We start from the raw sequence: 23,031 nt of genomic DNA, 5'->3' as shown, positions 1-23,031 counted from the left end.
GGGTTTGTGTTCCAGCTCAGCATCTTTCGAGTGCGCGCCGGAGCACGGGGACAGAAGGCCGGTCGAGATAGAGGCCGTACGTCCGCAGCACCGTGACAAATTGGACCGCGTACTGGCAGTGGAAGCCTGAGTTGGCCGGCATCCAGCGCGACGGTGCGGAGTCGCTCTTGTCCTGGTTCGCCTCACCGTCGACGGCCACCAGGTTGGCCGGGTCATTCGCGAAACGTTGCCGCAGAGACGCATCCCACGTGCGTGCACCCATGGCCCACGCGTACGCGAGCGGCACGATGTGGTCGATCTGCACCTTGGCACCTGAACCCTTGCCACGCTTGAAGACGATCCAGCGCCCGCTGTAGGGACTGCGCAGTTCGCCGGAGGCGACCCCACGGGTGCAACTGTCCACCGCCGCAAGGATCTTGTCGTTCAAGTCGCGGTTCAGGATGTCGTTACGGGTGTCGCACCCGTTGTTCGCCCCGGCGGCATCGGTGTTGTCGGTCCACGCCTGACCAAACGCACTCCGCTCATAGTCGGACGCGTCCGGGCGCTGCGCCAGGACCGGAACGAGCGCCAATTCCCTGAGCATTCGTCGCGCGTCCGCAGACGGCGCCTCTCCGTCGTGCGACACCACGCCCGCTCCCGCAGCGAGTGTCGCTGTGACGGCGAATACCGACAGCAGCAGCCACCAGCGGGCCGCGAGACCTACGCCGTCAGGACTTGTCCAGGAACGCCAGGCGTACCGGACCCAGGATCGAGTCGACGAGGGCCGCCATCGGCTTGTGTTCGACAAGCGTGAGGTCGCCGCCCACGACCTCGTCCGCGAGCGCCCGCGTGTCCTCGATGAGGTCGCCGTCGGTGAGGAGCGAGAGGAACCGTAGCGAGGAGGTCTGCCCGGACTGGAGCGAACCAAGCAGATCACCTTCCCTTCGCTGCCGGAGGTCGACATACGACAACTCGAACCCATCGTTGGACGCGGCAACCGCCTGCAGCCGTTCCATCGACGGCGACATTTCCGAGGACGCGGTGATCAGCAGGCACAATCCCGGCAACCCACCACGGCCGACCCGACCACGGAGCTGGTGGAGCTGACTGACCCCGAATCGGTCGGCATCGACGATCACCATGGTGGTGGCATTCGGGACGTCGACGCCCACCTCGATGACCGTCGTGGAGACGAGGATGTCGACCTGCCCGGCGGTGAAATCCGCCATCACCTCGCTCTTCTCGTCGGGTGAGAGCCTGCCGTGCAGCAATTCGATGCGGCGCCCCCCAAGAGGCCCCTCGCTGAGGGTCTTGAACATGTCGACCGCAGCTGTCGCTGGTTCAGCCGCACCCTCTGCCGATTTCTGCTGCGACCGTTGACCTGCGGGCGTCCCGTCGTCTCCGATGCGCGCGCACACCACGTAGACCTGGCGGCCCTCGTCGACCTCTTCGCCGACGCGCTGCCACACCCGCTGCACCCACTTGGGATTGCCCCGGGGCACCACGCTGGTGGTGATCGGCTGGCGGCCCCGGGGTAGTTCTCGAAGGGTCGAGGTCTCCAGGTCGCCGAAGACCGTCATGGCGACCGTCCGTGGGATGGGGGTCGCGGTCATCACCAACAGGTGGGGCACCACACCGTCCCGGCCGCGGGACCGAAGGGTGTCGCGTTGTTCCACCCCGAAACGGTGCTGTTCGTCGACGACGACAAAACCCAGATTGAAGAAGTCGACGTTGTCCTGCAGCAGCGCGTGGGTCCCGATGAGAATGCCCACCTGACCGGTGACGGTCTCGAGCAAAGCGGTGCGCTTGGCGGCCGTCTTCATCGATCCCGTGATCAGGGCGACCCGGGTCGCCCCCTCTTCCCCCTCGAGCTCACCTTCTTTTGCGAGCCCACCCAGCATCGTCTCGAGCGTTCGAAAATGTTGTGCGGCAAGCACTTCTGTAGGTGCGAGCAAAGCGCACTGATAACCGTTGTCGATCACCCTGAGCATCGCCAGCAGAGCAACCAGCGTTTTTCCCGAACCGACCTCGCCCTGCAGCAACCTGCTCATCGGCGACACGACCATGGCGGCGTCCCCACCGTATGGAGGCTGCAGGTCGGCGGTGATCTCATCGATCACCACGCGTTGGCCGTCGGTGAGTGTGAAGGGCAACCGGTTCAGCAGCTTGTCCTCGAGACCGTCCGGGACATGCGGGCAGGACGGTCCCGTCGCTCCCCGATCCACATGCCGACGTTGCGCCAGCGCGAGCTGAAGCGCCAGCGCTTCGTCGAATCTCAGTCGGGCACTGGCCTGATCGATGTCGTGTTGACCTTCCGGAACGTGGATCTTCCGGAGCGCCTCGTCCGATCCGATCAGTCCTCGCAAGGTCCGTTCCCCCTCGGGAAGGGGATCCTCGATCGGCGCGAGTTCACCGAGCACGGCCCGAACGCACTGCCAGATGGTCCATGCCTGCAGCTTTGCCGTCCCGCGGTACACCGGGATCACATCGCGCAGGAAGTCGGAGAAATCGAGGGTGCCGTCCGAGCTGTCGCCGTCGCCGGCGTCGGTCGCCAACGCCTTGGCGATACCCTGCATCAGCACCGACCCGACGGCGTCGTCTGCCTCGATGGACGTTCCGTCCTCCGGCAGCTTGAGCCAGTTCGGATGGGTCAACTGGAGTTCGTCGCGAAAGTACTTGACCTCCCCCGCCATCATCACCCGCGAACCCTTCGGAAGCTTGGCGGCGATCCAGGGAGAGTTGAAGAAGGTCACGGCGATTCGGAACTTACCGTCGAAGACGACGAGCTTGACCATCTTCTTGCGCGAGTTGCGGATAGGGATCGTCTTGTTGTCCTCGACCCGGGCGACCACCGTCAACCGTTCCCCCGGCTCGGGTTTGCGCTCCCCCGACAGGTCTCCCTGTTTGACGTAGCGATCGGGCACATACCGCAACAGTTCACCGACGGTCTGCACGTGAATCTGCTCATCGAGCATGTCGGCAGCCTTGGGACCGAGTACCGACTCCAACGAATCCGACAGCGCCACCGACGGTGCGGTGGCCCGACCCTCCTGTGAACCCACTACTGCGTCACCACTACTCGACACCCACCTGCAACAACTCGCCTACCTGTCCCCCGGGAAAGCTGACGAACTCGACGCCCGGGTGGTTGCTGTTCACGTGCTCCTCGAGTTGTTCGAGTATGCGCGGCTCGAGGTTGCGGCCGGCCAGCACACTGACCATCTCTCCGCCGGTGCTGAGCAACAGATCGATCAGACCTGCAGCAGCGCCGAGGATTTCGGGGTCGATGACCAGCACCCCGTCGCCGATGAGGCCGAGCTGGTCACCGGGCTCGCAGGTGCCGGCGAAGGTCAGGGCACGTTCGGTCGCGGTGACCACCGCACCGAACCTGGTGGCGGCAGCGGCCTCCGCCATCGCGTACGCGTCATCGTCCGGCAGTTCGCTCGGATCGTGCACCGCCATCGCCGACAGGCTCTGCACCATCGAGCCGCCCGGCAAGATCACCACCGAACGCTCACGTGATCGGGCCGCCGCGGCGACGGCGACCAGATCCTGGGCCGGCAGCGCGCCGTTGCCCATCAGGATCACGTGTGCGCTGTCGACCTCGATGATGGCCTTTGCCAATGCGTCGGCATCCAGTTCGCCGGCCCCTCCCGTGTCCGCCCTGACCACCACGGCGCCCTCCTGCTCGAACAACTCGGCCGCCTCGTCGCCGGTCACCACGGCCACGACCGCGCGTTTGCGGCGCGGCGGGTGGCCTGCTCTCTCTTCTTGTCCGCGATGAGCGTCGAGAAGGAAACAGCTGATCCGGATGTCGCTGACGGTCCCCAATGCGAGCCCCGCTTCGACCGCCAGGCCCGGCTCGCAGGTGTGGACGTGGATGGAGAACTTCTCGCCTGCCACCACGTCAGCGCTGTCCCCGACGATGACCACCGCGTCACCCAGCCCGTCGAGCTTGGTTCGTAAAGTCGAGATCTGTTCGGCCAGAGCCCCTTCCAGCAGATACATGACCTCGAAATCCATCTCATCGTCGCTCTCGCAGGGCTCGCCGATCTCGTGCCCCAAGCGGTCGCCGCCGCCGGCCAGCGCGCCCTGATACCGGCGCCGTCGCGCGGAGACGCCGGTGAGTACCCGAACCAACTCATCGAACAGGACCAACAGTCCGCGGCCACCGGCATCGACCACACCGGCCTGCGCGAGGACATCGAGTTGACCCTGCGTCAGATCCAGATCGTCGGCACAACCGTCGGCGATCGCGCGGGCCAGGTCCGCCGGGGTGGCATCGGCGTGCTGCGCGGCGTTCTCACCCGCGCGACGTAGCAGGGTCAGGACGGTGCCTTCTCGGGGCTCACTGACCGCACGGGTCGCGGCGAGCGAACCCAGTCGCAGTCCGGCGACCCAGAGCCGGTTGAAGTAAACCCTCCCGTCCAGCTGGTTCACCTCGGCGGCGTCGGCCAGTCCCACCAGCACCTGCGAGAGGATGATGCCTGAATTACCCCGCGCCTTGGAGACGGCCCCGTCGGCCATCGCTCGCGCCACGCGCGCGGTGTCGGCATCGGGATCGAGTTGATCGACGGCGTCGGCCGCCGCCATCATCGTGTGGAGCATGTTGCTGCCGGTGTCGGAGTCCGGGATCGGGAAGACGTTCAGATCGTTGATCTCGCCACGCACACCGTCCAGGCTCGATACGGTGCCGTGGATCCAATCGCGCAGCAGACCTGGGTCCATCGCGGGAGCCCCAACCTGCTCTGTCACCTGCCCGCCCTCCTCCGTGTGGTCTGACGCACAGCCTAATCTGCCGGCGGCCGGTCCCTGGTTCGCTGCGCAGCGGGACTCGACCATTTTGATCATCGTCGGAGAGCCGCTATTCTTGCAGGGTTGCCTATCGGACATCGGTGCATGCCGAACACCGAGAGGCCATGACCACTATTTTCTCATTGAAGGAGTTCGACGATGGCTGCCGTCTGCGACGTTTGCGCCAAGGGCCCCGGCTTCGGTAAGTCGGTCTCGCATTCACACCGGCGCACCAACCGGCGCTGGAATCCGAACATCCAGTCCGTTCGCGCGCAGGTCGCCCCCGGAAACCGCAAGCGCATCAATGTGTGCACCTCTTGCCTGAAGGCCGGCAAAGTCTCCCGAGGCTGACCACCGTGCCTGATTCACAGCTGAGCGTTGCCTCCGAGTCCGACTCGGTGCAACTCACCGCTGATGGTGTGCTGCGGATTGCCGTGGCCACCGAAAAGGCCGGTAACTCGCTGGATCGCGACTGTTTCAACCGCGGTACCGAGGCCCTGCTCAAGGTTGCGCGTGGCGAGATCAAAGCCGGCGCGGTGCTGTTGCTCGGCACCGGCGCGAACTTCTGCGCCGGTGGCAACGTGCGTTCGTTCGCAGCCGCTCCTGATCGGCCCGTCTTCCTTTCGGGTCTCGCGGGTGACTTCCACGAATTCGTGAAAGCACTCGTCGGCGCCAACCTCCCGGTCGTCGGCGCCATCCAGGGGTGGGCGGCGGGGGCAGGCATGAGTCTGGTGACCCACTGTGATGTCGCGATCGGCGGAACCGCCACGAAACTGCGCCCGGCCTATGTCGGCATCGGACTCACCCCGGACGGCGGATTGACGTGGTCGCTTCCGCGCGTTGTCGGCGCTGCACGCGCCCGGGACATCATCTTGACCAACCGCATCCTCGGTGCCACCGAAGCCCTGGAGATCGGTCTGCTCTCACGAGTCGTCGAGGACGAGCACGTTCTTGCCACTGCCGAGGCGGCTGCCGCCGACCTGGTCGCCGGACCGTGGCGAACCCTCGCCGCAACCCGGGCGCTGCTGTCGGATTCGCCGACCGCCACGCTTGCCGAACAACTCGACGCCGAGGCGCGGTCCATTTCCGCCCTGTCCGGCGTGCCTGAGGGCATCGAGGGCGTCGACGCGTTCATCGGCAAGCGGTCACCCGACTACTCGGGCCTCAACGGCAACTGACCCTCACGGTGTTCGGTAATTGAACTCCGTCACGGCAACCGCCAATCGACTTCCACGCCGCCCTGCTCTCTGAGCGCGGTGTTGGCCTGTGAGAACGGTTTCGACCCGAAGAATCCCCGCCGCGCCGACAGCGGCGACGGATGGGGTGAGGTGATGGTGGTCACCCCGGGTAACCACGGTTTCAGAGATGCAGCATCCTTACCCCAGAGGATCGCGACGAGCGGCTGATCGCGCGCCGCGAGCGCCTTGATCGCGCACTCGGTCACCGCTTCCCACCCTTTTCCGCGATGGCTTGCGGCCGACCCCGGAGCAACGGTGAGCACCCTGTTCAGCAGCAGCACGCCCTGCTCGACCCACGGCGTCAGGTCACCATTTGACGGCCGCGGATAGCCGAGATCGTCACAGTACTCGGTGAAGATATTGCCCAGACTGCGCGGCACAGGGCGCACATCCTCGGCCACGGAGAAACTCAATCCGACCGCGTGTCCGGGCGTCGGGTACGGATCTTGGCCGACGACGAGCACCCGCACTTCCTCGAACGGAGTGGTGAACGCGCGCAGCACATTCGCACCCTCGGGTAGATAGGTGCGGCCGGCGGCCAGCTCACCGCGCAAGAACTCGCCCATCTTGGCGATGTCCGGCGCCACCGGTTCGAGCGCACTCGCCCATCCGGGGTCGATGAGCGCTGAAAGTGGTTGTGGGCCAGGCATGCTTCTCCCTACCACTAGTCGAGCCGGCGCAATGCGGCCTGGTAGTAGATGGCGTTCTGCGCGTACATCTCGACGTTCATCTCGATATGGCCCTCCGGCACCTCGAAACCCGCGCGGATCTTGGCGGGCACGCCCAGCGCCATCGCCCTCTCCGGTACCTCGAACTTGAACGGCACCACAGCGCCTGCGCCGACGATCGCTCCGGCGCCGATCCGAGAACCGTTGAGCACCACCGATCCTGACGCGATGAGGCAGTTGTCGCCGATCACTGCACCTTCAATGTGCGCGTTGTGCCCCACCACGCAGCCGGCGCCGATGACCGTCGGATCGATCGGGGTGCAGTGGATGACCGTGCCGTCCTGGATGTTCGTGCGATCGCCCACGGTGATGGTGCCGTAGTCACCTCGCAAGACCGCGCCTGGCCAGACGGAGACGCCGGCGCCGAGTGTGACGTTGCCGATCACCACCGCGTCGGGATGCACGTAGGCACCCTCACCCAATTGCGGTTCTCGGTCATCGAGTGCGTAGATCGCCATGACGATCACAGTATCGGTACCCCTGACGCGACCGGTATCAGTGGGTGTGGTTGCTTTCAGCCTCAGAAGGTTCGCCACCCGGCATCGAGGTCTACATCGTCGAGGCCCGTGACCACCACAGCCGGACCTGCGCTTCTGCGCTCCACGGTACCGATGACCGTCCACCCGTCCGGAACCACACCAGCAGGAAAACTCGCGAGTAACTCATGATCCTCGCCGCCACCGAGCACCCACCGGAGCGGATCGGTGTGCAGCGCGGCGGCCGCGGCGGCCAACTCGGGCCGCACCGGGATCCGGGTCGGATCGACATTCATGGTGTGACCCGATTGCCGTGCCATGGTGCGGAGTTCACTGAGGAGGCCGTCGGAGACATCCGTCATCGCGTGAACGCCTGCACTCGTCGCTCCTGCAGCCAGGACGAGATTCGGCGATGGTTCGCAGTGCGCGGCGACGAGCGAGGGAAATCCGGCCTCGCCCGCGAGCAGTAGATCGAGTCCAGCACCGGAGGCACCCAACTGCCCGGACACGGCGAGCACGTCGCCCTCCCGCGCAGTCGACAGGCGCACCGGCGAGCGGGAATCCATTGCCCCGATCGCGGTCACCGCGATGACGAGTTGGCTCCCTGCGGTCAGATCTCCCCCGACCACCTGCGCGCCGTACCTCGCGGCCGCCGAGCGCATCCCGTCCCGCAGGCCTACGAGCGTGTCGACCCCCAGGTCCTTCGGACAGGTCAGTGAGACCACGAACCCGGTGACTCTTCCGCCCATCGACATCACGTCGGCGGCGTTGGCAACGATCGCCTTCGCCCCGACCTGTATCGGCGTGCTCCAGTCGAGGCGGAAATGCTGCCCCTCGACGAGAGCGTCGGTACTGACGACCACGGGGCCACCACCGACCAGCACCGCCGCATCATCCCCGGGGCCGACCAGAACTCCGGCGTCGGTGCCGTCGACCGACTCAGGGCCGGCGATGAGATCGATCAGTTCGAGCTCACCGACGTCACCGACGGTGCGGACCGGATCGTCCGACACTGCTCTCACCACCCTCTCCGCCATCTCATCAGTCCCTTTGATTCGCCACTGCGCACCGTTGTCGGTGAGAATATGTGCCAGTGTATTTGGGTCAGCCACCGGCTGATCACCGTCGTGGACGAAAGGAACGCCGTGGTTCAGGCTTACATACTGATCCAAACCGAGGTCGGTAAAGCTGCCGTGGCCGCAGCGACGATCGCCGGTATCGACGGCGTCGCCTCATCGGAGGAGGTCAGCGGCCCATACGACGTGATCGTCAGGGTCGACGCGACAGACGCCGCGCACCTGACCGAACAGGTTGTGCCACAGATCCAAAACGTCGACGGCATCACCAGAACCCTGACGTGCCCGGTCGTCACCGGCAGCCCAAGGCACCCGTGAGCGAAGGTTCCACCCGGCGTCTGAGCCCGGCAGTCATCGCGAGCATCATCACCATTCCGGTGATGGTGATCGTGGGCTTCATCACCTACGCGGTGTTGAAATCCGACGACGTGACGTCGGCGGACACACCGCTCAAAGCCATGGCCGCGCCGGAGCAGGCCTCCCCCGACTGCGCGAAGTTGATCGCGTCGCTCCCGGAAACCTTCGAGGGATTCGGAAAACGCGAGACCGGCGACAACGGAATGGTCAGCTGGCCTCCCGGCGATCAGGTGCCCGGGCCGGTGCAGGTCCGCTGCGGCGTGGACAGACCCGAATCACTCTCGCCCACCTCCGGGCTGCAGGTCGTCGATCCCGTGCAGTGGTTCCTTGTTTCGGCGGAGACCGAGGCCAAGGGCTTCCTGTGGTACGCCGTCGACCATCGCCCCTACGTCGCGATCTGGCTGCCTGAAAATGTGGGCAACGGCCCCATCCAACAGATCTCGACCCTCATCGACCAGAACCTGCCGACGGCACCGATCGATCTCGGGTGAACGGCCCAATGGATGAATCGTCCTACTCGGGCTTGGTACGCCTGCCCAGCAGCGAGTAGATCGCCTCGGTGACCGTGAGTCCCTCGTGGCAAACCTGGTGGACGGCTTCGGTCAATGGCATGTCCACCCCGTGCTTTTCGGCCAGCGCTCGCACCGAGGTGCACGACTTGACCCCCTCGGCGACCTGGCCGTTGGTGGCTTCCTGAGCCTGCGCCAACGTCTTGCCCTCACCCAACCGGCTGCCGAAGGTGCGGTTGCGTGACAACGGTGACGAGCAGGTGGCAACCAGATCGCCGACGCCCGCGAGCCCCGCCAGCGTCTCCGGACGACCCCCGAGTGCGACCCCGAGTCTGATGGTCTCGGCCAGTCCACGAGTGATGATCGAGGCAAGCGTGTTCTCACCCAGGCCCACTCCCGATGCCATCCCGCACGCCAGGGCGATCACGTTCTTGACCGCCCCACCGATCTCACATCCGATCACATCAGTGTTGGTGTAGGGCCGGAAATACCTTGTGCTGCAGGCGCGTTGAACTTCTTTCGCTCGATCCTCGTCCGAACACGCCACCACAGTCGCGGCAGGCTGGCCTACCGCTATCTCCCGGGCGAGATTAGGGCCGGACAACACGGCCACCCGTCCGGTCTGGGCTCCGGTGACCTGTGCGATGACCTCGGACATACGCAGTAGCGTGCCGGTCTCGACACCCTTGGACAGCGACATCAACGTCGCGGTGTCACTCAGATGCGGTAGCCAGGTCTCCATGCTCCCGCGCAGGGACTGAGACGGCACCGCGCACACGACCAACTCTGCGTCTTCGAGCGCCTCCGTCAGATCGGCACTGGCACGTAGGGCCTCCGGGAGAGGGACGTCCGGCAGGTAATCGGGATTGGTGTGCGTCTCATTGATCGCCGCTGCCAGTTCGGCCCGCCGCGACCACAACACCGTGGGGGTCCCGGCGTCGACCAGGACCTTGGCCATCGCCGTGCCCCATGAACCCGAGCCCATGACGACCGCCCGCATAACTCCACCACCTCTGTTCCGTACGCACCATGTCCGGATCTGACCCCGGACGCCCCAGCCTAGTGTCACCAGAGCGTCGCCGGACAGGGGTGCAGTTTCCCCGCCCGTCGCCGACGACCATGATGGAGGCCATGGACAAGCGGGCGGTGGCAGTTGTCATCGCGGTGAAACGACTCGACGCAGCCAAGACGCGGCTGACCCCGATCATCGCAGCGGACGATCGGCGCGCACTGGTGCTCGCGATGCTCACCGACACGATCGGCGCCGCGCGGGCCGCCGGTCTGAATCAGCTGGTCATCGTGAGTCCTGACAGCTCGGTGGCCGCGGTTGCGCTCGAGGCCGGCGCCAGGACTGTCGTCGACGACGGCGAGGTTCTCAACGATGCCTTCGCAATCGGTATCGAGCACGCCCTGGCCCTGTGGCCAGGGAATCGAATCCTGGTGTTGCAGGCAGACCTACCGGCCGCTCGCCCGGCGAGCCTGAAAGCCGCGGTCGACCACTCGGCACAGCACGACCGGTCGTACATCCCCGACCACTCCGGAACAGGAACCACCGCCCTGTTCCTGAACACACAAGGGCCCGGTGGCGCCGATGTCCTGCGGTTCGGGCCGAACTCCGCATCCGAGCATCGCGGCCGCGGCGCCGTCGACCTCACCACCGGTGTCGACCGGTGGCCCGATCTTCGGATGGACGTCGATACCGTCGATGATCTGCTGGCCGCACAGGACATCGGCCTGGGCCACGCGACCTCACTGGTCGTCTCGCGCTTGCAATTGCGTGAACAAACTCAAACACCCGGTGCCACGGCTCCTGCGGATGGTCCATGATGGGTACGTGAGCACAGCAGAACCGAGCAGTCAGAACGCGTCACCCCCACCGTCACCTTCGCCGTCGATGCCCACCGCACCGCCCGCCGCAACGGCGACGCCCACCGCGACCGCGGATCTGCCCGAAGATCGTTACCTGAACCGAGAACTGAGTTGGCTCGACTTCAACGCCCGGGTACTGGCGCTGGCCGAGGACACCTCACTGCCCCTGCTCGAACGGGCCAAGTTCCTCGCCATCTTCGCGTCCAACCTCGACGAGTTCTTCATGGTGCGCGTCGCGGGGCTCAAGCGCCGCCACGAAACCGGCCTCTCGGTACGCTCCGCCGACGGTCTCTCGCCGCGCGAGCAGTTGGCCCTGATCGGTCAGCGCACGCAGGTGCTGGCCGAACGGCACGCCGGAGTGTTCCTCGATTCGGTCCGACCGGCGTTGACCGACAACAACATTCATGTCGTCACCTGGGATGCGCTCTCCAAGGAAGAACGCCAGCGCATGGACGAGTACTTCCATGAGGTGATCTTTCCTGTACTCACTCCCCTTGCCGTCGATCCCGCTCACCCTTTCCCCTACATCTCCGGTCTGAGCCTCAATCTCGCTGTCACTGTGAAGGACGTCAGCGAAGGCGGCGAGCACTTCGCCCGCGTCAAGGTCCCCGACAACGTCGACCGGTTCATCCGGGTCGATCGATTGATGCCCGCGCAATACCGCGATCGGTACGCGAAGACGGCGACGACACCGGCGAAAGCAGTGCTGCTGCCACTGGAATACCTCATCTCGGCCCACCTCGATCAGCTGTTCCCCGGCATGGAGATCGTCGAGCATCACGCCTTCCGTATCACCCGCAATGCCGACTTCGAGGTGGAGGAAGACCGGGACGAGGACCTGCTACAGGCGCTCGAACGCGAACTGGCCCGGCGGCGCTTCGGTTCCCCGGTGCGGCTCGAGGTCGCCGACGACATGACCGAGCACATGCTCGAATTGTTGTTGCGAGAACTGGATGTCGATCCCGGTGACGTGATCGAGGTGCCCGGACTGCTCGACCTCTCGTGTTTGTTCCAGGTCGCCGGTATCGACCGGCCGGCGTTGAAGGACCCTCCCTTCGTCCCGGCCACTCATCCGGCCTTCGGCGAACGAGAGACTCCCAAGAGCATCTTCTCCACGCTGCGTGATGGTGATGTCCTCGTCCACCATCCCTATGATTCGTTCTCCACCAGCGTCCAGCGCTTCATCGAGCAGGCCGCCGCGGACCCCAACGTGCTCGCCATCAAGCAGACGCTGTACCGGACCTCAGGTGACTCACCGATCGTCAACGCGCTGATCGACGCGGCCGAGGCCGGAAAACAGGTTGTCGCACTGGTCGAGATCAAGGCGCGCTTCGACGAGCAGGCCAACATCAAGTGGGCCAGGCAACTCGAGCAGGCCGGAGTGCACGTCGTCTACGGACTCGTCGGCCTCAAGACACACTGCAAGACATGTCTGGTGGTGCGACGGGAAGGTTCGACCATTCGGCGGTACTGCCACATCGGCACCGGTAATTACAATCCGAAAACCGCGAGACTGTACGAAGACGTGGGCCTGTTCACGGCCTCTCCCGACATCGGCGCCGACTTGACCGATCTGTTCAACACACTCACCGGTTACTCACGAAAGGTTGAGTACCGGAACCTACTGGTGGCACCGCACGGGGTCAGGGCGGGAATCGTCGGGCGAATTCTCGCCGAAGCCGAGCGACACCGCGACGGACACCCAGACGCTCGGATCAGGCTGAAGGCCAACGCGTTGGTGGACGAACAGGTCATCGACGCGCTCTATCGCGCGTCGCAGGCAGGCGTCCCGGTGGAGGTTGTCGTTCGTGGCATCTGCGCGCTGCGGCCAGGCGTACCCGGGATGAGCGAGAACATCACCGTGCGTTCGATCCTCGGACAGTTCCTGGAGCATTCGCGGGTGCTGCACTTCCAATCACTCGATGAGTTCTGGATCGGCAGCGCCGACATGATGCATCGCAACCTCGACCGCCGGGTCGAGGTCATGGCGCAGGTTCGCGACCCGCGCCTGACCCGCGAACTCGACGATGTGTTCGCCTCGGCGATGAACCCGGCGACCCGATGCTGGGTCCTCGGCGAAAACGGAAGTTGGACAGCTTCGCCCGCCGCAGGTGAGGACGTGCGCGATCATCAGCGCCAGATGATGCGTCGCAATCGCAGCCGGGCCGACCTGATCCAGTGAGCAAATCGGCAGGACGCACCGCCGCCGTCGTGTACGCGGCAGGTGGGGTCGTGTGGCGCGAGACCTCGGCCGGCGACATCGAGGTGGCTCTTGTGCACCGTCCGCGATATGACGACTGGACCCTACCGAAAGGCAAGGTCGAACCGGGAGAAACGCTGATCTCCGCCGCCGTTCGCGAGATCGGCGAGGAGACCGGCTATCAGGTGCAGCTCGGTCGTCACCTCCGTAGGGTCAGTTACGACCTTCGCGGGCCCGGCCGTAAACACGTCCACTACTGGTCGGCCGAAGTCACTGCGGGATCGTTCGAGCCCAACCATGAAGTGGACGAATTACGTTGGCTTTCAGTGGATTCGGCAGAAGACACGCTCTCGTACCGACTCGACCGACAGGTCCTGGGCACCTTCCGGAAGCTGCCCGCGAGACTCGACATCCTGCTGCTCGTGCGGCACGCGAAAGCAGGTCGGAAGTCTCGCTACCACGGGGACGATCGGCTGCGACCGTTGGACAAGGTGGGCCGAGCACAAGCTGAAGCCTTGCTCTCACAGTTGCTCGCGTTCGGCCCGACGGCGGTGCATTCGGCAGATCGGGTGCGGTGCAGCCAAACCGTTGCACCCTTGGCAGACGAGCTCGGGGTCGTCATCGAAGACGAGCCGACACTGTCCGAGGAGGCGTTCGCCGACGATGCGAAGAGCGGGAGACGCCGAATCCGCGACATCGGAGAGGCCGCCGGTACCCATGTCGTGTGCAGTCAGGGCAAGGTGATTCCGCCGCTCCTGAAGTGGTGGGCGGCGCACGACGAACTCAAGCTCCCGGCAGCACGCAATCGCAAGGGGAGTTTCTGGGTGCTCGCGCTCCTCGATGGGAAGCTGGTCGCAGCGAGCCACGTCGACAGTCCACTCGCCGCGTCCGACAACTGAAACCGCTACCCGCCACCCGACCAGGATGGCCACGACGCCAGACAGACAAAACAAGCCCCGGCAGAGGGAAGGTCTGCCGGGGCTTGTGATGTGTCGGTTCAGCGTTTCTTGGCCGGAGCCTTCTTCGCCGGAGCCTTCTTGGCTGCAGTCTTCTTGGCGGGAGCGGCGGCCTTCTTGGCCGGTGCTGCCTTCTTGGCCGGGGCGGCGGTCTTCTTCGCCACGGTCTTCTTGGCCGGAGCTGCCTTCTTGGCAGGAGCGGCCTTCTTGGCCGGGGCGGTCTTCTTCGCCACGGTCTTCTTGGCCGGAGCTGCCTTCTTGGCAGGAGCGGCCTTCTTGGCGGGAGCGGCCTTCTTGGCCGGGGCTGCCTTCTTGGCTGCTGTCTTCTTGGCCGGGGAAGCTGATGCAGTTGCACTGCCACGCTTGACCGCCGGGCCCGAAGCACTCAGCTTCTGCTTTCCGGCCACGACCAACTTGAACTGAGCGCCCGGACGGAACGCCGGAACCCAGGTCGGACGAACCTTGACGGTTTCGCCGGTGCGCGGGTTGCGAGCAACCCGGGCAGCGCGACGCCGCTTCTCGAAAACGCCGAAACCTGTGATGGTGACGCTTTCGCCCTTGTTCACCGCGCGCACGATCGTGTCTACGATGTGCTCGACGGCGTCTGTCGCCGTGCGCCGATCGGTCCCCAACTTCGTTGTCAGTTCCTCGATAAGCTCTGCCTTGTTCATGGATTCAACCTCCGCAGACTGTTGGCCCACTTTGGGCCAGCTACAGGACACGGTAAACGTCAAATCGCAAAACGTCCACGTCCGACGCCAAATTCGCTCGGCGTGGCGAAAGGTAAGCCGCCTAACAGGTTACGGTAGGGCCCGCTCTCAGGCCCCGGAAAGGGGTATCGGGAGGGTCTTTGGTTTCCATACGGGCCTTACCTTTTCGAACTCAGAAATGGCCTCGACCTGCCGCAATGTCAGTCCGATGTCGTCCAGACCCTCCATCAGACGCCACTTTGTGTAGTCATCAATTGCAAAGGGCACCACTAAGTCCGCAGCGGTGACCGTCTGATCCTCAAGGCTCACCGTCAATTCCAGTCCGGGCTGCTCCTCGAGCCGTTTCCAGAGCAGCTCGACGTCGGATTGTTCGACCTGAGCGGCCACCAGACCAGCTTTTCCGGCGTTCCCGCGGAAGATGTCGGCGAACCGGGAGGAGATCACCACCCGAAACCCGAAGTCCGATAACGCCCACACGGCGTGCTCGCGGGACGACCCTGTACCGAAGTCGGGACCGGCGACCAGGACCGAGCCCCGGTCGTAGGGCGGGGTGTTCAGGATGAAGTCGGGATCGTTGCGCCAGGCGGCGAACAGACCGTCTTCAAACCCGGTGCGGGTCACTCGCTTCAGGTAGACCGCGGGGATGATCTGGTCGGTGTCGACGTTGCCCCGGCGCAGGGGGACGCCGATCCCGGTGTGGCTGTTGATCGGTTCCATCGTTGTTTCTCCTTGTCGCCGGGGTTTCAGACCGTGGTCACGAGGTCGGGCAGATCCGTCGGAGCGGACAGGCGACCACGGATGGCGGTCGCGGCCGCGACCGCAGGTGAGACGAGGTGGGTGCGTCCGCCCTTGCCCTGCCGCCCTTCGAAATTGCGGTTCGAGGTGGACGCGCAGCGCTCGCCGGGGGCGAGCTGATCCGGGTTCATTCCGAGGCACATCGAGCAGCCGGCCTGCCGCCAGTCGGCGCCGGCCGCGTCGAAGATCGCCCCGAGCCCCTCCTCCTCGGCCTGCACCCGAACCTGGGTGGAACCCGGCACGATCAGCATCCTGATGCCGTCGGCGACTGTACGACCCTGCAGGATCTCGGCGACCGCCCGGAGATCCTCGATCCGGCCGTTGGTGCACGAACCCACGAAGACCGTGTCCACCGGGACGTCGCGTAGCGGCGTTCCCGGCTTCAAATCCATGTACTGCAGCGCCTTCTCAGCGGCCGCCGCCTTGTCCGCATCGGCCATTTCGGAGGGGTCCGGCACCGTCGAACCCAGTGGCGCCCCCTGGCCCGGGTTGGTCCCCCAGGTGACGAACGGGGTCAGCGCCGAGGCATCGATGTGGACCTCGGCATCGAACACGGCGTCGGGATCGGTGCGGAGTTCCCGCCAGTTGGCCACGGCGGCATCCCAGTCGGCCCCGGTCGGCGCGTGCGGGCGGCCCTTGATGTAGTCAAAGGTTGTGTCATCGGGTGCAATAAGCCCGGCCCGGGCACCCGCTTCAATGGACATGTTGCACACGGTCATTCGGGCCTCCATCGACAACTTCTCGATGGCCGAACCGCGGTACTCGAGCACATAGCCTTGTCCGCCACCGGTTCCGATCTGGGCGATGACCGCCAGGATCAGGTCTTTGCTCGTCACGCCGGGCGGCAGTTCACCGTCGACGGTGATGGCCATGGTCTTGAAGGGCCGGAGGGACAGGGTCTGCGTCGCCATCACGTGCTCGACCTCAGAGGTGCCGATTCCCATCGCGATCGCGCCGAATGCACCGTGGGTCGAGGTGTGGCTGTCGCCACAGACGACAGTCATCCCGGGCAGGGTGAGCCCCAGCTGAGGACCGATGATGTGCACGATGCCCTGACTGGCATCGCCCATGGAGTGCAGGCGGATTCCGAACTCTTCACAATTGCGGCGCAGCGTGTCGACCTGGATGCGCGACACCGGGTCGGCGATGACCTGATCGATGTCGACGGTGGGCACGTTGTGGTCTTCGGTGGCGATCGTGAGGTCGGGCCGCCGCACCGGCCTGCCGGCGAGGCGGAGGCCGTCGAACGCCTGCGGGCTCGTCACCTCGTGGACGAGGTGGAGGTCTATGTATATGAGGTCCGGCTGGCGCGAGACCCCGTCCCCCTCACCGCGCACCACCACATGTTCTTCCCACACCTTTTCGGCCAAGGTCAACGGACGTTCGCTCATCGTGATCACCACTTTTCTTGAAGTACCGAGTTGGGGCTGGCATCTCAGTATGCGAGAGCATAGTATCGGCTTGTGAGAAATGATACCGCATCTCCGGTGGCCAGTGGAATCGGTGTTCTGGACAAATCCGTAGCCGTTCTGCACGCCGTCGCCGAGGGTCCGTGCAACTTGAACGAGCTCTGTGCGCGCACCGGACTGCCGCGCGCCACCGCACACCGTCTGGCCGTCGGCCTCGAGACGCATCGGCTTCTTTCCAGGAACACCTCCGGGTTGTGGTGTCCGGGACCAGTTCTGGGCGAGCTGGCGGCCGGGGCGACCGATACCGTTCGAGAGGCAGCGGCGCTGGTACTCCCACGTTTGCGCGAGATCACCGGGGAAAGCGTGCAGTTGTACCGCCGGGAAGGCGCCGACAGGATCTGCGTTGCAGCGATCGAACCACCGTCGGGTTTGCGGGACACCGTGCCCGTCGGAGCACGACTGCCGATGAACGCCGGTTCGGGCGCCAAGGTCCTGCTCGCATGGGCGGATCCGGCGACCGCCCGGCTCCTTCTGGGCGAGAACGGCTTCAGCGAACGCACACTGCTCGAGGTCCGGCGACGCGGCTGGGCACAGAGTGCCGGCGAACGCGAACCGGGCGTGGCGAGCGTCTCGGCTCCCGTGCGCGACAACGGCGGCGAGGTCATCGCGGCGATCTCGGTGTCCGGGCCCATCGACCGCATGGGCCGCCGACCCGGATCGCGGTGGGCTGCCGACCTCCTGGCCGCGGCCGACGCCATCAACAAGCGGCTCTAGCGACGGTCCGTGGGCGCAGCCTCGAGGCAGCGCAACGACGATCGGCTGCGGCACTAGGGTGAGTAGCAAGGATCACAACACGATCGGTGTGTGAGCCGTCAACGCGGCGAGATCACATCAGAGGCGAAAGGACACCTGTGGGAACCAACGAGCGCGGCAAGATCGTCATGGCCGAGGACGAGATCACCGAGTTCATCGTCCGCAGCCGCACCGCCACCTTGGCGACGGTGTCGGCTCAGGGCCGGCCACACCTGGTGGCCATGTGGTACGCCGTCATCGACGGCGAGATCTGGTTCGAGACCAAGGCGAAGTCCCAGAAAGCCGTGAACATCCGGCGCAACCCGACGTGCACGGTGATGATCGAGGACGGTCACACCTACGACACCTTGCGCGGGGTGTCCATCGAAGGGACCGCCGAGGTCCTCGACGACCCGGACTCCATCCTCAGATGTGGAATCAGCGTGTGGGAACGCTACAACGGCCCGTACAGCGAGGAGGTCCGTCCCTTCGTCGACCAGATGATGAACAAGCGCGTCGCCGTTCGCGTCGTCCCCGATCGCACCCGTAGCTGGGACCACCGCAAGCTCGGGCTCCCCGAGATCCCCATCGCCGGTAGCACCGCCGAGTTCCTCGACCTCAAATAAGTCCGCCGCCTCACTGCAACGCCCCGCCCATCAATCGATGGGCGGGGCGTTGTTCGTTGATGAAGGGGGTCAGCTGTCGAGCTTCGCCGCGATCTCGTCGATGATCGGATCGTCCGCGCCGGCCGCTTTCACCTGATCGCGCCACTGTCGCACCTGCGCGTCGCGTGACCGGATCTCGGCCGTGGTGTCCGACGTCTCGTTACCGGTTTCGTCCGACGCCATGTCCGGGGACACCGACTCGACCTTCAGGTCGAGTTCGGCCAGCAGCTCGTTTTTTGTCAGCTTCTTGGTCATCGCCCAATCCTGCGCCACGGCACGGCGATAGTTCAACCCAGGCCGAGACCGACTCCCATACGCGGTCAGAAACCCAATTGCGCACGAACCTCTGTCCACTGCCCGTCGAGCGGCAGTGTCCAGCATTCGGGTTCGATAGAGGTATTGGTGCATCCCGCTGCCTTCCATTCGTCATAAGCGATGTCCCAGCCGGCAATGGATTCGAACAGTTCGGACCGCAACGACGACGGCTCGAGGCTTTCCGCACCCGCCCGGATCGCATGCATGACGGTGTTGCGACTGCCCAGACAATCCCCGCGAGCGGCCGTGTTCTGGCAGATCGCCTTGTCGAGAGCGAGCTCATCTGCGAACTGCTGGGCGAGCTCTTCGGGCGTCGTGACAGCGACATCGGCCGATGACCCACCGAGCGCCAACGGTTCATCAGTGGTGTCGCCGCACGCGCCCAGCAACGGGATCGCGGCGACGACGACCAGCACCCTGACCATGAGCTTCATGCGAGGAATTGTCACACAGGATCGTCCGCGACAACGACTCGTAAACAGGACTAACCAAGTTGCGCCACAAGCGATTTGACCACTCGGTCACATTATTGATCGTGAGAATCAGATGTCCCTATCCCAAGGCTGCCCAGCCGCGCGTCTCCGCTCGGCCACCAGGTACATCCCCTCTCGCCCTCGCCGAGGGCAATCTGCCCTCGAGCACCGCTGTGCGGGACAAATCCGGTGCCGGTCTCGACACTGCGGTCAGCGCAGGGACTTGTCGAGCAGACAAAGAGAGACCCTCCCCTGCAGTGCAGGAGAGGGTCTCTCTGTTGTAGCCCCGACGGGATTCGAACCCGCGCTACCGCCTTGAGAGGGCGGCGTCCTAGGCCACTAGACGACGGGGCCAAGCTGACTCAGCTTACGCTGTAGTCGCTGGGGTACCAGGACTCGAACCTAGAATGGCGGTACCAGAAACCGCTGTGTTGCCAATTACACCATACCCCAATCAGTACTTCTCATCCGCTCGCGCTGCGGCGAAAAGTGCCGAGAAGAAGAGTATCAAACCCCTCGGCTGAACCTACAATCGCCAGTTCAGAGGCCCTTTTCAGGCGATGTCCGCGCGTGCGGCGCGAAGCCTGGCGAGGGTCCGGTCGCGGCCGAGCAGCTCCAGGGATTCGAACAGCGGCGGACTGATGTGCGACCCCGTCACCGCGACACGCACCGGACCGAAGGCCTTCCTCGGCTTGAGTTCGAGCTTTTCCACCAGAGCGTCTTTCAGGGCGCTCTCGATGCTCTCAGTGGCCCACTGACCGACTGCAGACAGCGCCTCGATGGTCGCGTCCAGTACAGGCCCCGCATCCGCACCGAGGTTCTTACGCGCGGCAGCCTCGTCGATGGTGAAATCGGCGTCGTCGACGTAAAGGAACGCGATGAGTCCCCATGCATCGCCGAGAACCTGGATGCGTGTCTGCACCAGATCTGCGATCACCGCGAACTGGGTGTCGTCGATGGGCTCACTCAGTTGCCCGGCGTTGACCAGGAACGCCCGCAGGCGGCCGGCGAAGTCTTCTGGCGTGAGCCTGCGCAGATGCTCTGCGTTGATCGCATCAGCCTTCTTCTGATCGAAGCGTGCCGGGTTCGAGTTGACCTGACGCACGTCGAAGGCAGCGATCATCTCGTCGAGGCTGAAGATGTCGTGGTCGTCGGCGATACCCCAACCCAGCAGCGCCAGGTAGTTGAGCAACCCCTCGGGGATGAACCCGCGATCGCGATGATGGAACAGGTTCGACTGCGGATCCCGCTTGGACAGCTTCTTGTTGCCCTCCCCCATCACGAATGGGAGGTGACCGAATTGTGGTGTCCCCTTGGCGATCCCGATGCGGGTGAGCGCCTCGTACAACGCGATCTGCCGCGGGGTCGAAGAGAGCAGGTCTTCACCGCGCAGCACGTGGGTGATGTCCATCAGGGCGTCATCGACGGGATTGACCAACGTGTACAACGGATCCCCGTTGCCGCGGGTGAGCGCGAAGTCGGGAACGGTGCCCGCCTTGATGGTGGTTGTTCCGCGCACGAGATCATCCCACTCGATGTCGTGGTCGGGCATCCTGAGCCGCACCACGGCGGGCCTGCCCTCGTCGCGGTACGCCTGCCTCTGCTCGGCCGTCAGATCCCGATCGAAGTTGTCGTAACCCAGCTTCGGGTTGCGGCCTGCGGCAAGGTGGCGGGCCTCGACCTCTTCTGCGGTCGAAAACGCCTCGTACGCCTCACCGGCGTCGAGGAGCTTCGCGACGACCTCGAGGTGCTGTGGCTTGCGCAACGACTGCCGATACGGCTCGTAGGGTCCGCCCACCTCAGGGCCTTCGTCCCAGTCGAGACCGAGCCAACGCAGGGCATCGAGAATCGCCTGGTATGACTCCTCGCTGTCGCGGGCGGCGTCGGTGTCCTCGATGCGGAAGACAAAGGTGCCACCGGTGTGCCGGGCATGTGCGAAGTTGAACAGTGCAGTGCGCACCAGCCCGACATGCGGGGTGCCGGTCGGAGACGGACAGAAACGAACGCGGACCTGCGAATCACTCATGTTGCCCAGGCTATCGCCCGCGGCCCGCCGCTTCACCGACCGGGCGCACTCACCTCACGTTCGCGCGAAGGAAGTCGATGAGCAACGCATTGACCTCATCCGGTTTCTCCAGATAGCCGTAGTGCCCGGCCTCGGCGACTTCCCGGTATATCGCACCGGGTATCGCATCCGCGACCTCTTTCGCGAGGTGCGGCGGCAGCGTCCGGTCGTCGGCGAAACCGATCACCAGCGCCGGCCGGGTGATCCCGGCGTATGCGGCAGTCCTGTTCGCCTCGGCCTCGTGCAGTTGGAGCTGGGCCCGCACACCGGCGGTGACCTCCTGGCCGGAGAACTCGATGACGTCCAGCCAGTCGCGCACCTTCGTGTCGTCGTCGAGCGTGTGCCGGGACAGGTTGAGATGCGCGGTGATGGCAGCGTGGTAGCGCGGTGGCAGCGTGATCTTCCTGTCGTACAGTTCGCGCTCCCCGACGGAGATCGACTCCTGCAGGGGACCGCTCCGCGCATACGTCGCGATCATTGCCACACAGTTGACGACATCGGGCCGGGCCAGAGCCAGCTCCTGGGTGATCTTGGCGCCCAACGAGGTTCCGATCACGGCCGCAGGGCCGGCGCCGAGATGCTCGATGAGCGCAGCGGTGTCGGCCACCATGTCGGCGATCGTGAATCCGGCGGGACACTCACTCGACGGCGCGATACCCCGGTTGTCGAACGTGACGACTCGGTACCCGGCCTTGACCAGGGCCGGTTGCTGATTGGCTTTCCATACGCGGCCAGGACTGCCGGTGCCCATCACCATGACCACGAGCGGGCCTTCACCGGAGTCCTCGTAGCTGATCGTAATACCGTTGACCTGAGCGGTTTTCGGTTGCTGACGCACTCCCCTACCCCCTATCGGCGACCGGGTTGGTGAGCGTTCCGATACCTTCGATCGTCACGCTGACCTTCTGACCGGCGTTCATCGGTCCGATACCTTCCGGGGTTCCCGTGAGGATCACGTCGCCGGGCAAGAGGGTCATGACCGCGCTGATCCATTCCACGATCTCACCGACGTCGTGCAGCAGTAGACTCGTGCGGCTCCGCTGTTTCACTTCACCGTCGAGCTCGGTGCGGATCTCCAGATCGCTGGGATCGAGCTCTGTTTCGATCCATGGGCCCAGCGGGCAGAAGGTGTCGTGTCCCTTGCCGCGCGTCCATTGCCCGTCGGCTTTTTGCTGATCGCGCGCGGTGACGTCGTTGCCAATCGTGTACCCGAGGATGACGTCTTTGGCCGCCGACGCCTTCACGTCGCGGCACGGCCGACCGATCACGATCGCCAATTCGCCCTCGTAATCGACGCGATCGGAGGACTTCGGGCGCAGGATGGGTACCTGTGGTCCGATGATCGAGGTGTTCGGCTTGATGAAAATTACCGGGTTCTCCGGCGCCTCACCACCCATTTCAGCAGCATGCGCGGCGTAGTTCTTCCCGATACAGATCACCTTGCTGGCGAGGATCGGCGCCAGCAATCGGGTGTCCGCGAGGGGCCAACTCCGCCCGGTGAAGGTCGGTGTTCCGAAGGGATGTTCAGCGATTTCACGTGCCGTCTCGGCACCGTCCTCACCCTCGATACTGACAAAGGCGACCCCGTCGGGGCTGGCAATTCGACCTAGACGCATGATCGCCAC

The 23,031-nt window shown here is 64.9% G+C and carries 24 protein-coding genes and 2 tRNA genes; 9 read left to right on the top strand and 17 right to left on the bottom strand.

What is annotated here, in order from left to right:
* Positions 1-16: 16 nt before the first annotated feature.
* The 3 genes from J3S28_RS12955 to J3S28_RS12945 form a co-directional block, all read right to left on the bottom strand.
* On the bottom strand, positions 17-628 hold the full coding sequence (locus J3S28_RS12955) for an HNH endonuclease family protein (RefSeq protein ID WP_307797098.1): 612 nt from the start codon (positions 626-628) through the stop codon (positions 17-19).
* A 79-nt stretch (positions 629-707) separates the two neighbouring features.
* The gene (recG, locus tag J3S28_RS12950; RefSeq protein WP_307797096.1) at positions 708-3,041 is read right to left on the bottom strand and encodes an ATP-dependent DNA helicase RecG; all 2,334 of its coding nucleotides are present in this window, start codon (positions 3,039-3,041) and stop codon (positions 708-710) included.
* Between the two features lie 13 nt (positions 3,042-3,054).
* The gene (locus tag J3S28_RS12945; RefSeq protein WP_207841403.1) at positions 3,055-4,707 is read right to left on the bottom strand and encodes a DAK2 domain-containing protein; all 1,653 of its coding nucleotides are present in this window, start codon (positions 4,705-4,707) and stop codon (positions 3,055-3,057) included.
* Positions 4,708-4,932: 225 nt separating this feature from the next.
* Here J3S28_RS12945 and rpmB point away from each other — a divergent pair, with 225 nt between their 5' ends.
* A complete protein-coding gene (rpmB, locus tag J3S28_RS12940; RefSeq protein WP_084836679.1) occupies positions 4,933-5,124 on the top strand; it encodes a 50S ribosomal protein L28 in 192 nt (63 codons plus the stop codon).
* 5 nt (positions 5,125-5,129) lie between these two features.
* Complete coding sequence (locus J3S28_RS12935) at positions 5,130-5,951, top strand: enoyl-CoA hydratase/isomerase family protein (RefSeq protein ID WP_307797095.1); 822 nt, start codon at positions 5,130-5,132, stop codon at positions 5,949-5,951.
* A 29-nt stretch (positions 5,952-5,980) separates the two neighbouring features.
* Here J3S28_RS12935 and J3S28_RS12930 read toward each other — a convergent pair whose 3' ends face one another.
* The 3 genes from J3S28_RS12930 to J3S28_RS12920 form a co-directional block, all read right to left on the bottom strand.
* Positions 5,981-6,661 (bottom strand): uracil-DNA glycosylase, encoded by a 681-nt coding sequence (locus tag J3S28_RS12930; protein WP_207841162.1) that lies wholly within the window; start codon positions 6,659-6,661, stop codon positions 5,981-5,983.
* Between the two features lie 14 nt (positions 6,662-6,675).
* Entirely contained in the window at positions 6,676-7,197 is a 522-nt protein-coding gene (locus J3S28_RS12925) for a gamma carbonic anhydrase family protein (RefSeq protein WP_207841161.1), read from the bottom strand.
* 62 nt (positions 7,198-7,259) lie between these two features.
* Positions 7,260-8,237, bottom strand: a complete 978-nt coding sequence (locus tag J3S28_RS12920) for a thiamine-phosphate kinase (RefSeq protein WP_307797093.1) — start codon at positions 8,235-8,237, stop codon at positions 7,260-7,262.
* Between the two features lie 123 nt (positions 8,238-8,360).
* Between J3S28_RS12920 and J3S28_RS12915 the strand changes: the two genes are divergently transcribed.
* Together J3S28_RS12915 and J3S28_RS12910 are read left to right on the top strand one after the other, a co-directional pair.
* A complete protein-coding gene (locus tag J3S28_RS12915) occupies positions 8,361-8,609 on the top strand; it encodes an Lrp/AsnC ligand binding domain-containing protein (RefSeq protein ID WP_240498375.1) in 249 nt (82 codons plus the stop codon).
* Entirely contained in the window at positions 8,606-9,139 is a 534-nt protein-coding gene (locus J3S28_RS12910; protein ID WP_307797092.1) for a DUF3515 domain-containing protein, read from the top strand. The genes J3S28_RS12915 and J3S28_RS12910 overlap by 4 nt, the downstream gene beginning before the upstream one ends.
* A 22-nt stretch (positions 9,140-9,161) precedes the next feature.
* On the opposite strand, the gene J3S28_RS12905 is transcribed toward J3S28_RS12910, so the two are convergent.
* Positions 9,162-10,157: an NAD(P)H-dependent glycerol-3-phosphate dehydrogenase gene (locus tag J3S28_RS12905; protein ID WP_207841157.1), complete on the bottom strand. Its 996-nt coding sequence runs from the start codon at positions 10,155-10,157 to the stop codon at positions 9,162-9,164.
* A gap of 89 nt (positions 10,158-10,246) precedes the next feature.
* Between J3S28_RS12905 and cofC the strand changes: the two genes are divergently transcribed.
* The 3 genes from cofC (at position 10,247) to J3S28_RS12890 (ending at position 14,125) form a co-directional block, all read left to right on the top strand.
* Positions 10,247-10,984, top strand: coding sequence for a 2-phospho-L-lactate guanylyltransferase (gene cofC, locus J3S28_RS12900; protein WP_307797091.1), 738 nt, complete (start codon positions 10,247-10,249; stop codon positions 10,982-10,984).
* A gap of 67 nt (positions 10,985-11,051) precedes the next feature.
* A complete protein-coding gene (locus tag J3S28_RS12895; RefSeq protein ID WP_207841400.1) occupies positions 11,052-13,208 on the top strand; it encodes an RNA degradosome polyphosphate kinase in 2,157 nt (718 codons plus the stop codon).
* On the top strand, positions 13,205-14,125 hold the full coding sequence (locus J3S28_RS12890) for an NUDIX hydrolase (protein WP_207841156.1): 921 nt from the start codon (positions 13,205-13,207) through the stop codon (positions 14,123-14,125). Before J3S28_RS12895 ends, J3S28_RS12890 begins: the two co-directional genes overlap by 4 nt.
* 98 nt (positions 14,126-14,223) lie before the next feature.
* Here J3S28_RS12890 and J3S28_RS12885 read toward each other — a convergent pair whose 3' ends face one another.
* The 3 genes from J3S28_RS12885 to leuC form a co-directional block, all read right to left on the bottom strand.
* Positions 14,224-14,853 (bottom strand): HU family DNA-binding protein, encoded by a 630-nt coding sequence (locus J3S28_RS12885; protein ID WP_207841155.1) that lies wholly within the window; start codon positions 14,851-14,853, stop codon positions 14,224-14,226.
* Between the two features lie 147 nt (positions 14,854-15,000).
* Positions 15,001-15,609, bottom strand: coding sequence for a 3-isopropylmalate dehydratase small subunit (gene leuD, locus J3S28_RS12880; protein WP_207841154.1), 609 nt, complete (start codon positions 15,607-15,609; stop codon positions 15,001-15,003).
* A 26-nt stretch (positions 15,610-15,635) separates the two neighbouring features.
* A complete protein-coding gene (gene leuC / locus J3S28_RS12875) occupies positions 15,636-17,078 on the bottom strand; it encodes a 3-isopropylmalate dehydratase large subunit (RefSeq protein WP_207841152.1) in 1,443 nt (480 codons plus the stop codon).
* Between the two features lie 72 nt (positions 17,079-17,150).
* Between leuC and J3S28_RS12870 the strand changes: the two genes are divergently transcribed.
* Together J3S28_RS12870 and J3S28_RS12865 are read left to right on the top strand one after the other, a co-directional pair.
* Positions 17,151-17,870, top strand: a complete 720-nt coding sequence (locus tag J3S28_RS12870; protein WP_084894237.1) for an IclR family transcriptional regulator — start codon at positions 17,151-17,153, stop codon at positions 17,868-17,870.
* A 137-nt stretch (positions 17,871-18,007) separates the two neighbouring features.
* Positions 18,008-18,514, top strand: coding sequence for a PPOX class F420-dependent oxidoreductase (locus J3S28_RS12865; RefSeq protein WP_207841150.1), 507 nt, complete (start codon positions 18,008-18,010; stop codon positions 18,512-18,514).
* 69 nt (positions 18,515-18,583) lie between these two features.
* Here the strand turns inward: J3S28_RS12865 and J3S28_RS12860 are convergent, their stop codons facing one another.
* The 7 genes from J3S28_RS12860 to J3S28_RS12830 form a co-directional block, all read right to left on the bottom strand.
* Positions 18,584-18,808 (bottom strand): hypothetical protein, encoded by a 225-nt coding sequence (locus tag J3S28_RS12860; protein ID WP_207841148.1) that lies wholly within the window; start codon positions 18,806-18,808, stop codon positions 18,584-18,586.
* A gap of 65 nt (positions 18,809-18,873) precedes the next feature.
* Entirely contained in the window at positions 18,874-19,302 is a 429-nt protein-coding gene (locus tag J3S28_RS12855; protein WP_207841146.1) for a hypothetical protein, read from the bottom strand.
* A 320-nt stretch (positions 19,303-19,622) separates the two neighbouring features.
* Positions 19,623-19,695: transfer RNA gene (locus J3S28_RS12850), tRNA-Glu, on the bottom strand.
* Positions 19,696-19,722: 27 nt separating this feature from the next.
* Positions 19,723-19,794, bottom strand: a tRNA-Gln gene (locus tag J3S28_RS12845).
* Positions 19,795-19,894: 100 nt separating this feature from the next.
* Complete coding sequence (gene gltX, locus J3S28_RS12840) at positions 19,895-21,367, bottom strand: glutamate--tRNA ligase (protein ID WP_207841144.1); 1,473 nt, start codon at positions 21,365-21,367, stop codon at positions 19,895-19,897.
* A 49-nt stretch (positions 21,368-21,416) separates the two neighbouring features.
* The gene (locus J3S28_RS12835) at positions 21,417-22,244 is read right to left on the bottom strand and encodes an alpha/beta fold hydrolase (protein ID WP_207841142.1); all 828 of its coding nucleotides are present in this window, start codon (positions 22,242-22,244) and stop codon (positions 21,417-21,419) included.
* A gap of 4 nt (positions 22,245-22,248) precedes the next feature.
* Positions 22,249-23,022: a fumarylacetoacetate hydrolase family protein gene (locus tag J3S28_RS12830; protein ID WP_207841140.1), complete on the bottom strand. Its 774-nt coding sequence runs from the start codon at positions 23,020-23,022 to the stop codon at positions 22,249-22,251.
* Positions 23,023-23,031: the final 9 nt, after the last annotated feature.

The sequence above is a fragment of the Williamsia soli genome, from assembly GCF_017377795.1.
Taxonomy (GTDB): Bacteria; Actinomycetota; Actinomycetes; order Mycobacteriales; family Mycobacteriaceae; genus Williamsia; species Williamsia soli.
Note: the sequence above shows the minus strand (reverse complement) of the source record. Positions and strands in the feature narration are given on the sequence as shown.

What these genes read in the sequence shown, in the direction of transcription:
- J3S28_RS12945 (WP_207841403.1), bottom strand. Translation starts at nt 4,707, where the DNA reads ATGGACCCAGGTCTGCTGCGCGATTGGATCCACGGCACCGTATCGAGC.
- rpmB (WP_084836679.1), top strand. Translation starts at nt 4,933, where the DNA reads ATGGCTGCCGTCTGCGACGTTTGCGCCAAGGGCCCCGGCTTCGGTAAG.
- J3S28_RS12930 (WP_207841162.1), bottom strand. Translation starts at nt 6,661, where the DNA reads ATGCCTGGCCCACAACCACTTTCAGCGCTCATCGACCCCGGATGGGCG.
- J3S28_RS12925 (WP_207841161.1), bottom strand. Translation starts at nt 7,197, where the DNA reads ATGGCGATCTACGCACTCGATGACCGAGAACCGCAATTGGGTGAGGGT.
- J3S28_RS12905 (WP_207841157.1), bottom strand. Translation starts at nt 10,157, where the DNA reads ATGCGGGCGGTCGTCATGGGCTCGGGTTCATGGGGCACGGCGATGGCC.
- J3S28_RS12895 (WP_207841400.1), top strand. Translation starts at nt 11,052, where the DNA reads ATGCCCACCGCACCGCCCGCCGCAACGGCGACGCCCACCGCGACCGCG.
- J3S28_RS12885 (WP_207841155.1), bottom strand. Translation starts at nt 14,853, where the DNA reads ATGAACAAGGCAGAGCTTATCGAGGAACTGACAACGAAGTTGGGGACC.
- leuD (WP_207841154.1), bottom strand. Translation starts at nt 15,609, where the DNA reads ATGGAACCGATCAACAGCCACACCGGGATCGGCGTCCCCCTGCGCCGG.
- leuC (WP_207841152.1), bottom strand. Translation starts at nt 17,078, where the DNA reads ATGAGCGAACGTCCGTTGACCTTGGCCGAAAAGGTGTGGGAAGAACAT.
- J3S28_RS12860 (WP_207841148.1), bottom strand. Translation starts at nt 18,808, where the DNA reads ATGACCAAGAAGCTGACAAAAAACGAGCTGCTGGCCGAACTCGACCTG.
- J3S28_RS12855 (WP_207841146.1), bottom strand. Translation starts at nt 19,302, where the DNA reads ATGAAGCTCATGGTCAGGGTGCTGGTCGTCGTCGCCGCGATCCCGTTG.
- gltX (WP_207841144.1), bottom strand. Translation starts at nt 21,367, where the DNA reads ATGAGTGATTCGCAGGTCCGCGTTCGTTTCTGTCCGTCTCCGACCGGC.
- J3S28_RS12830 (WP_207841140.1), bottom strand. Translation starts at nt 23,022, where the DNA reads ATGCGTCTAGGTCGAATTGCCAGCCCCGACGGGGTCGCCTTTGTCAGT.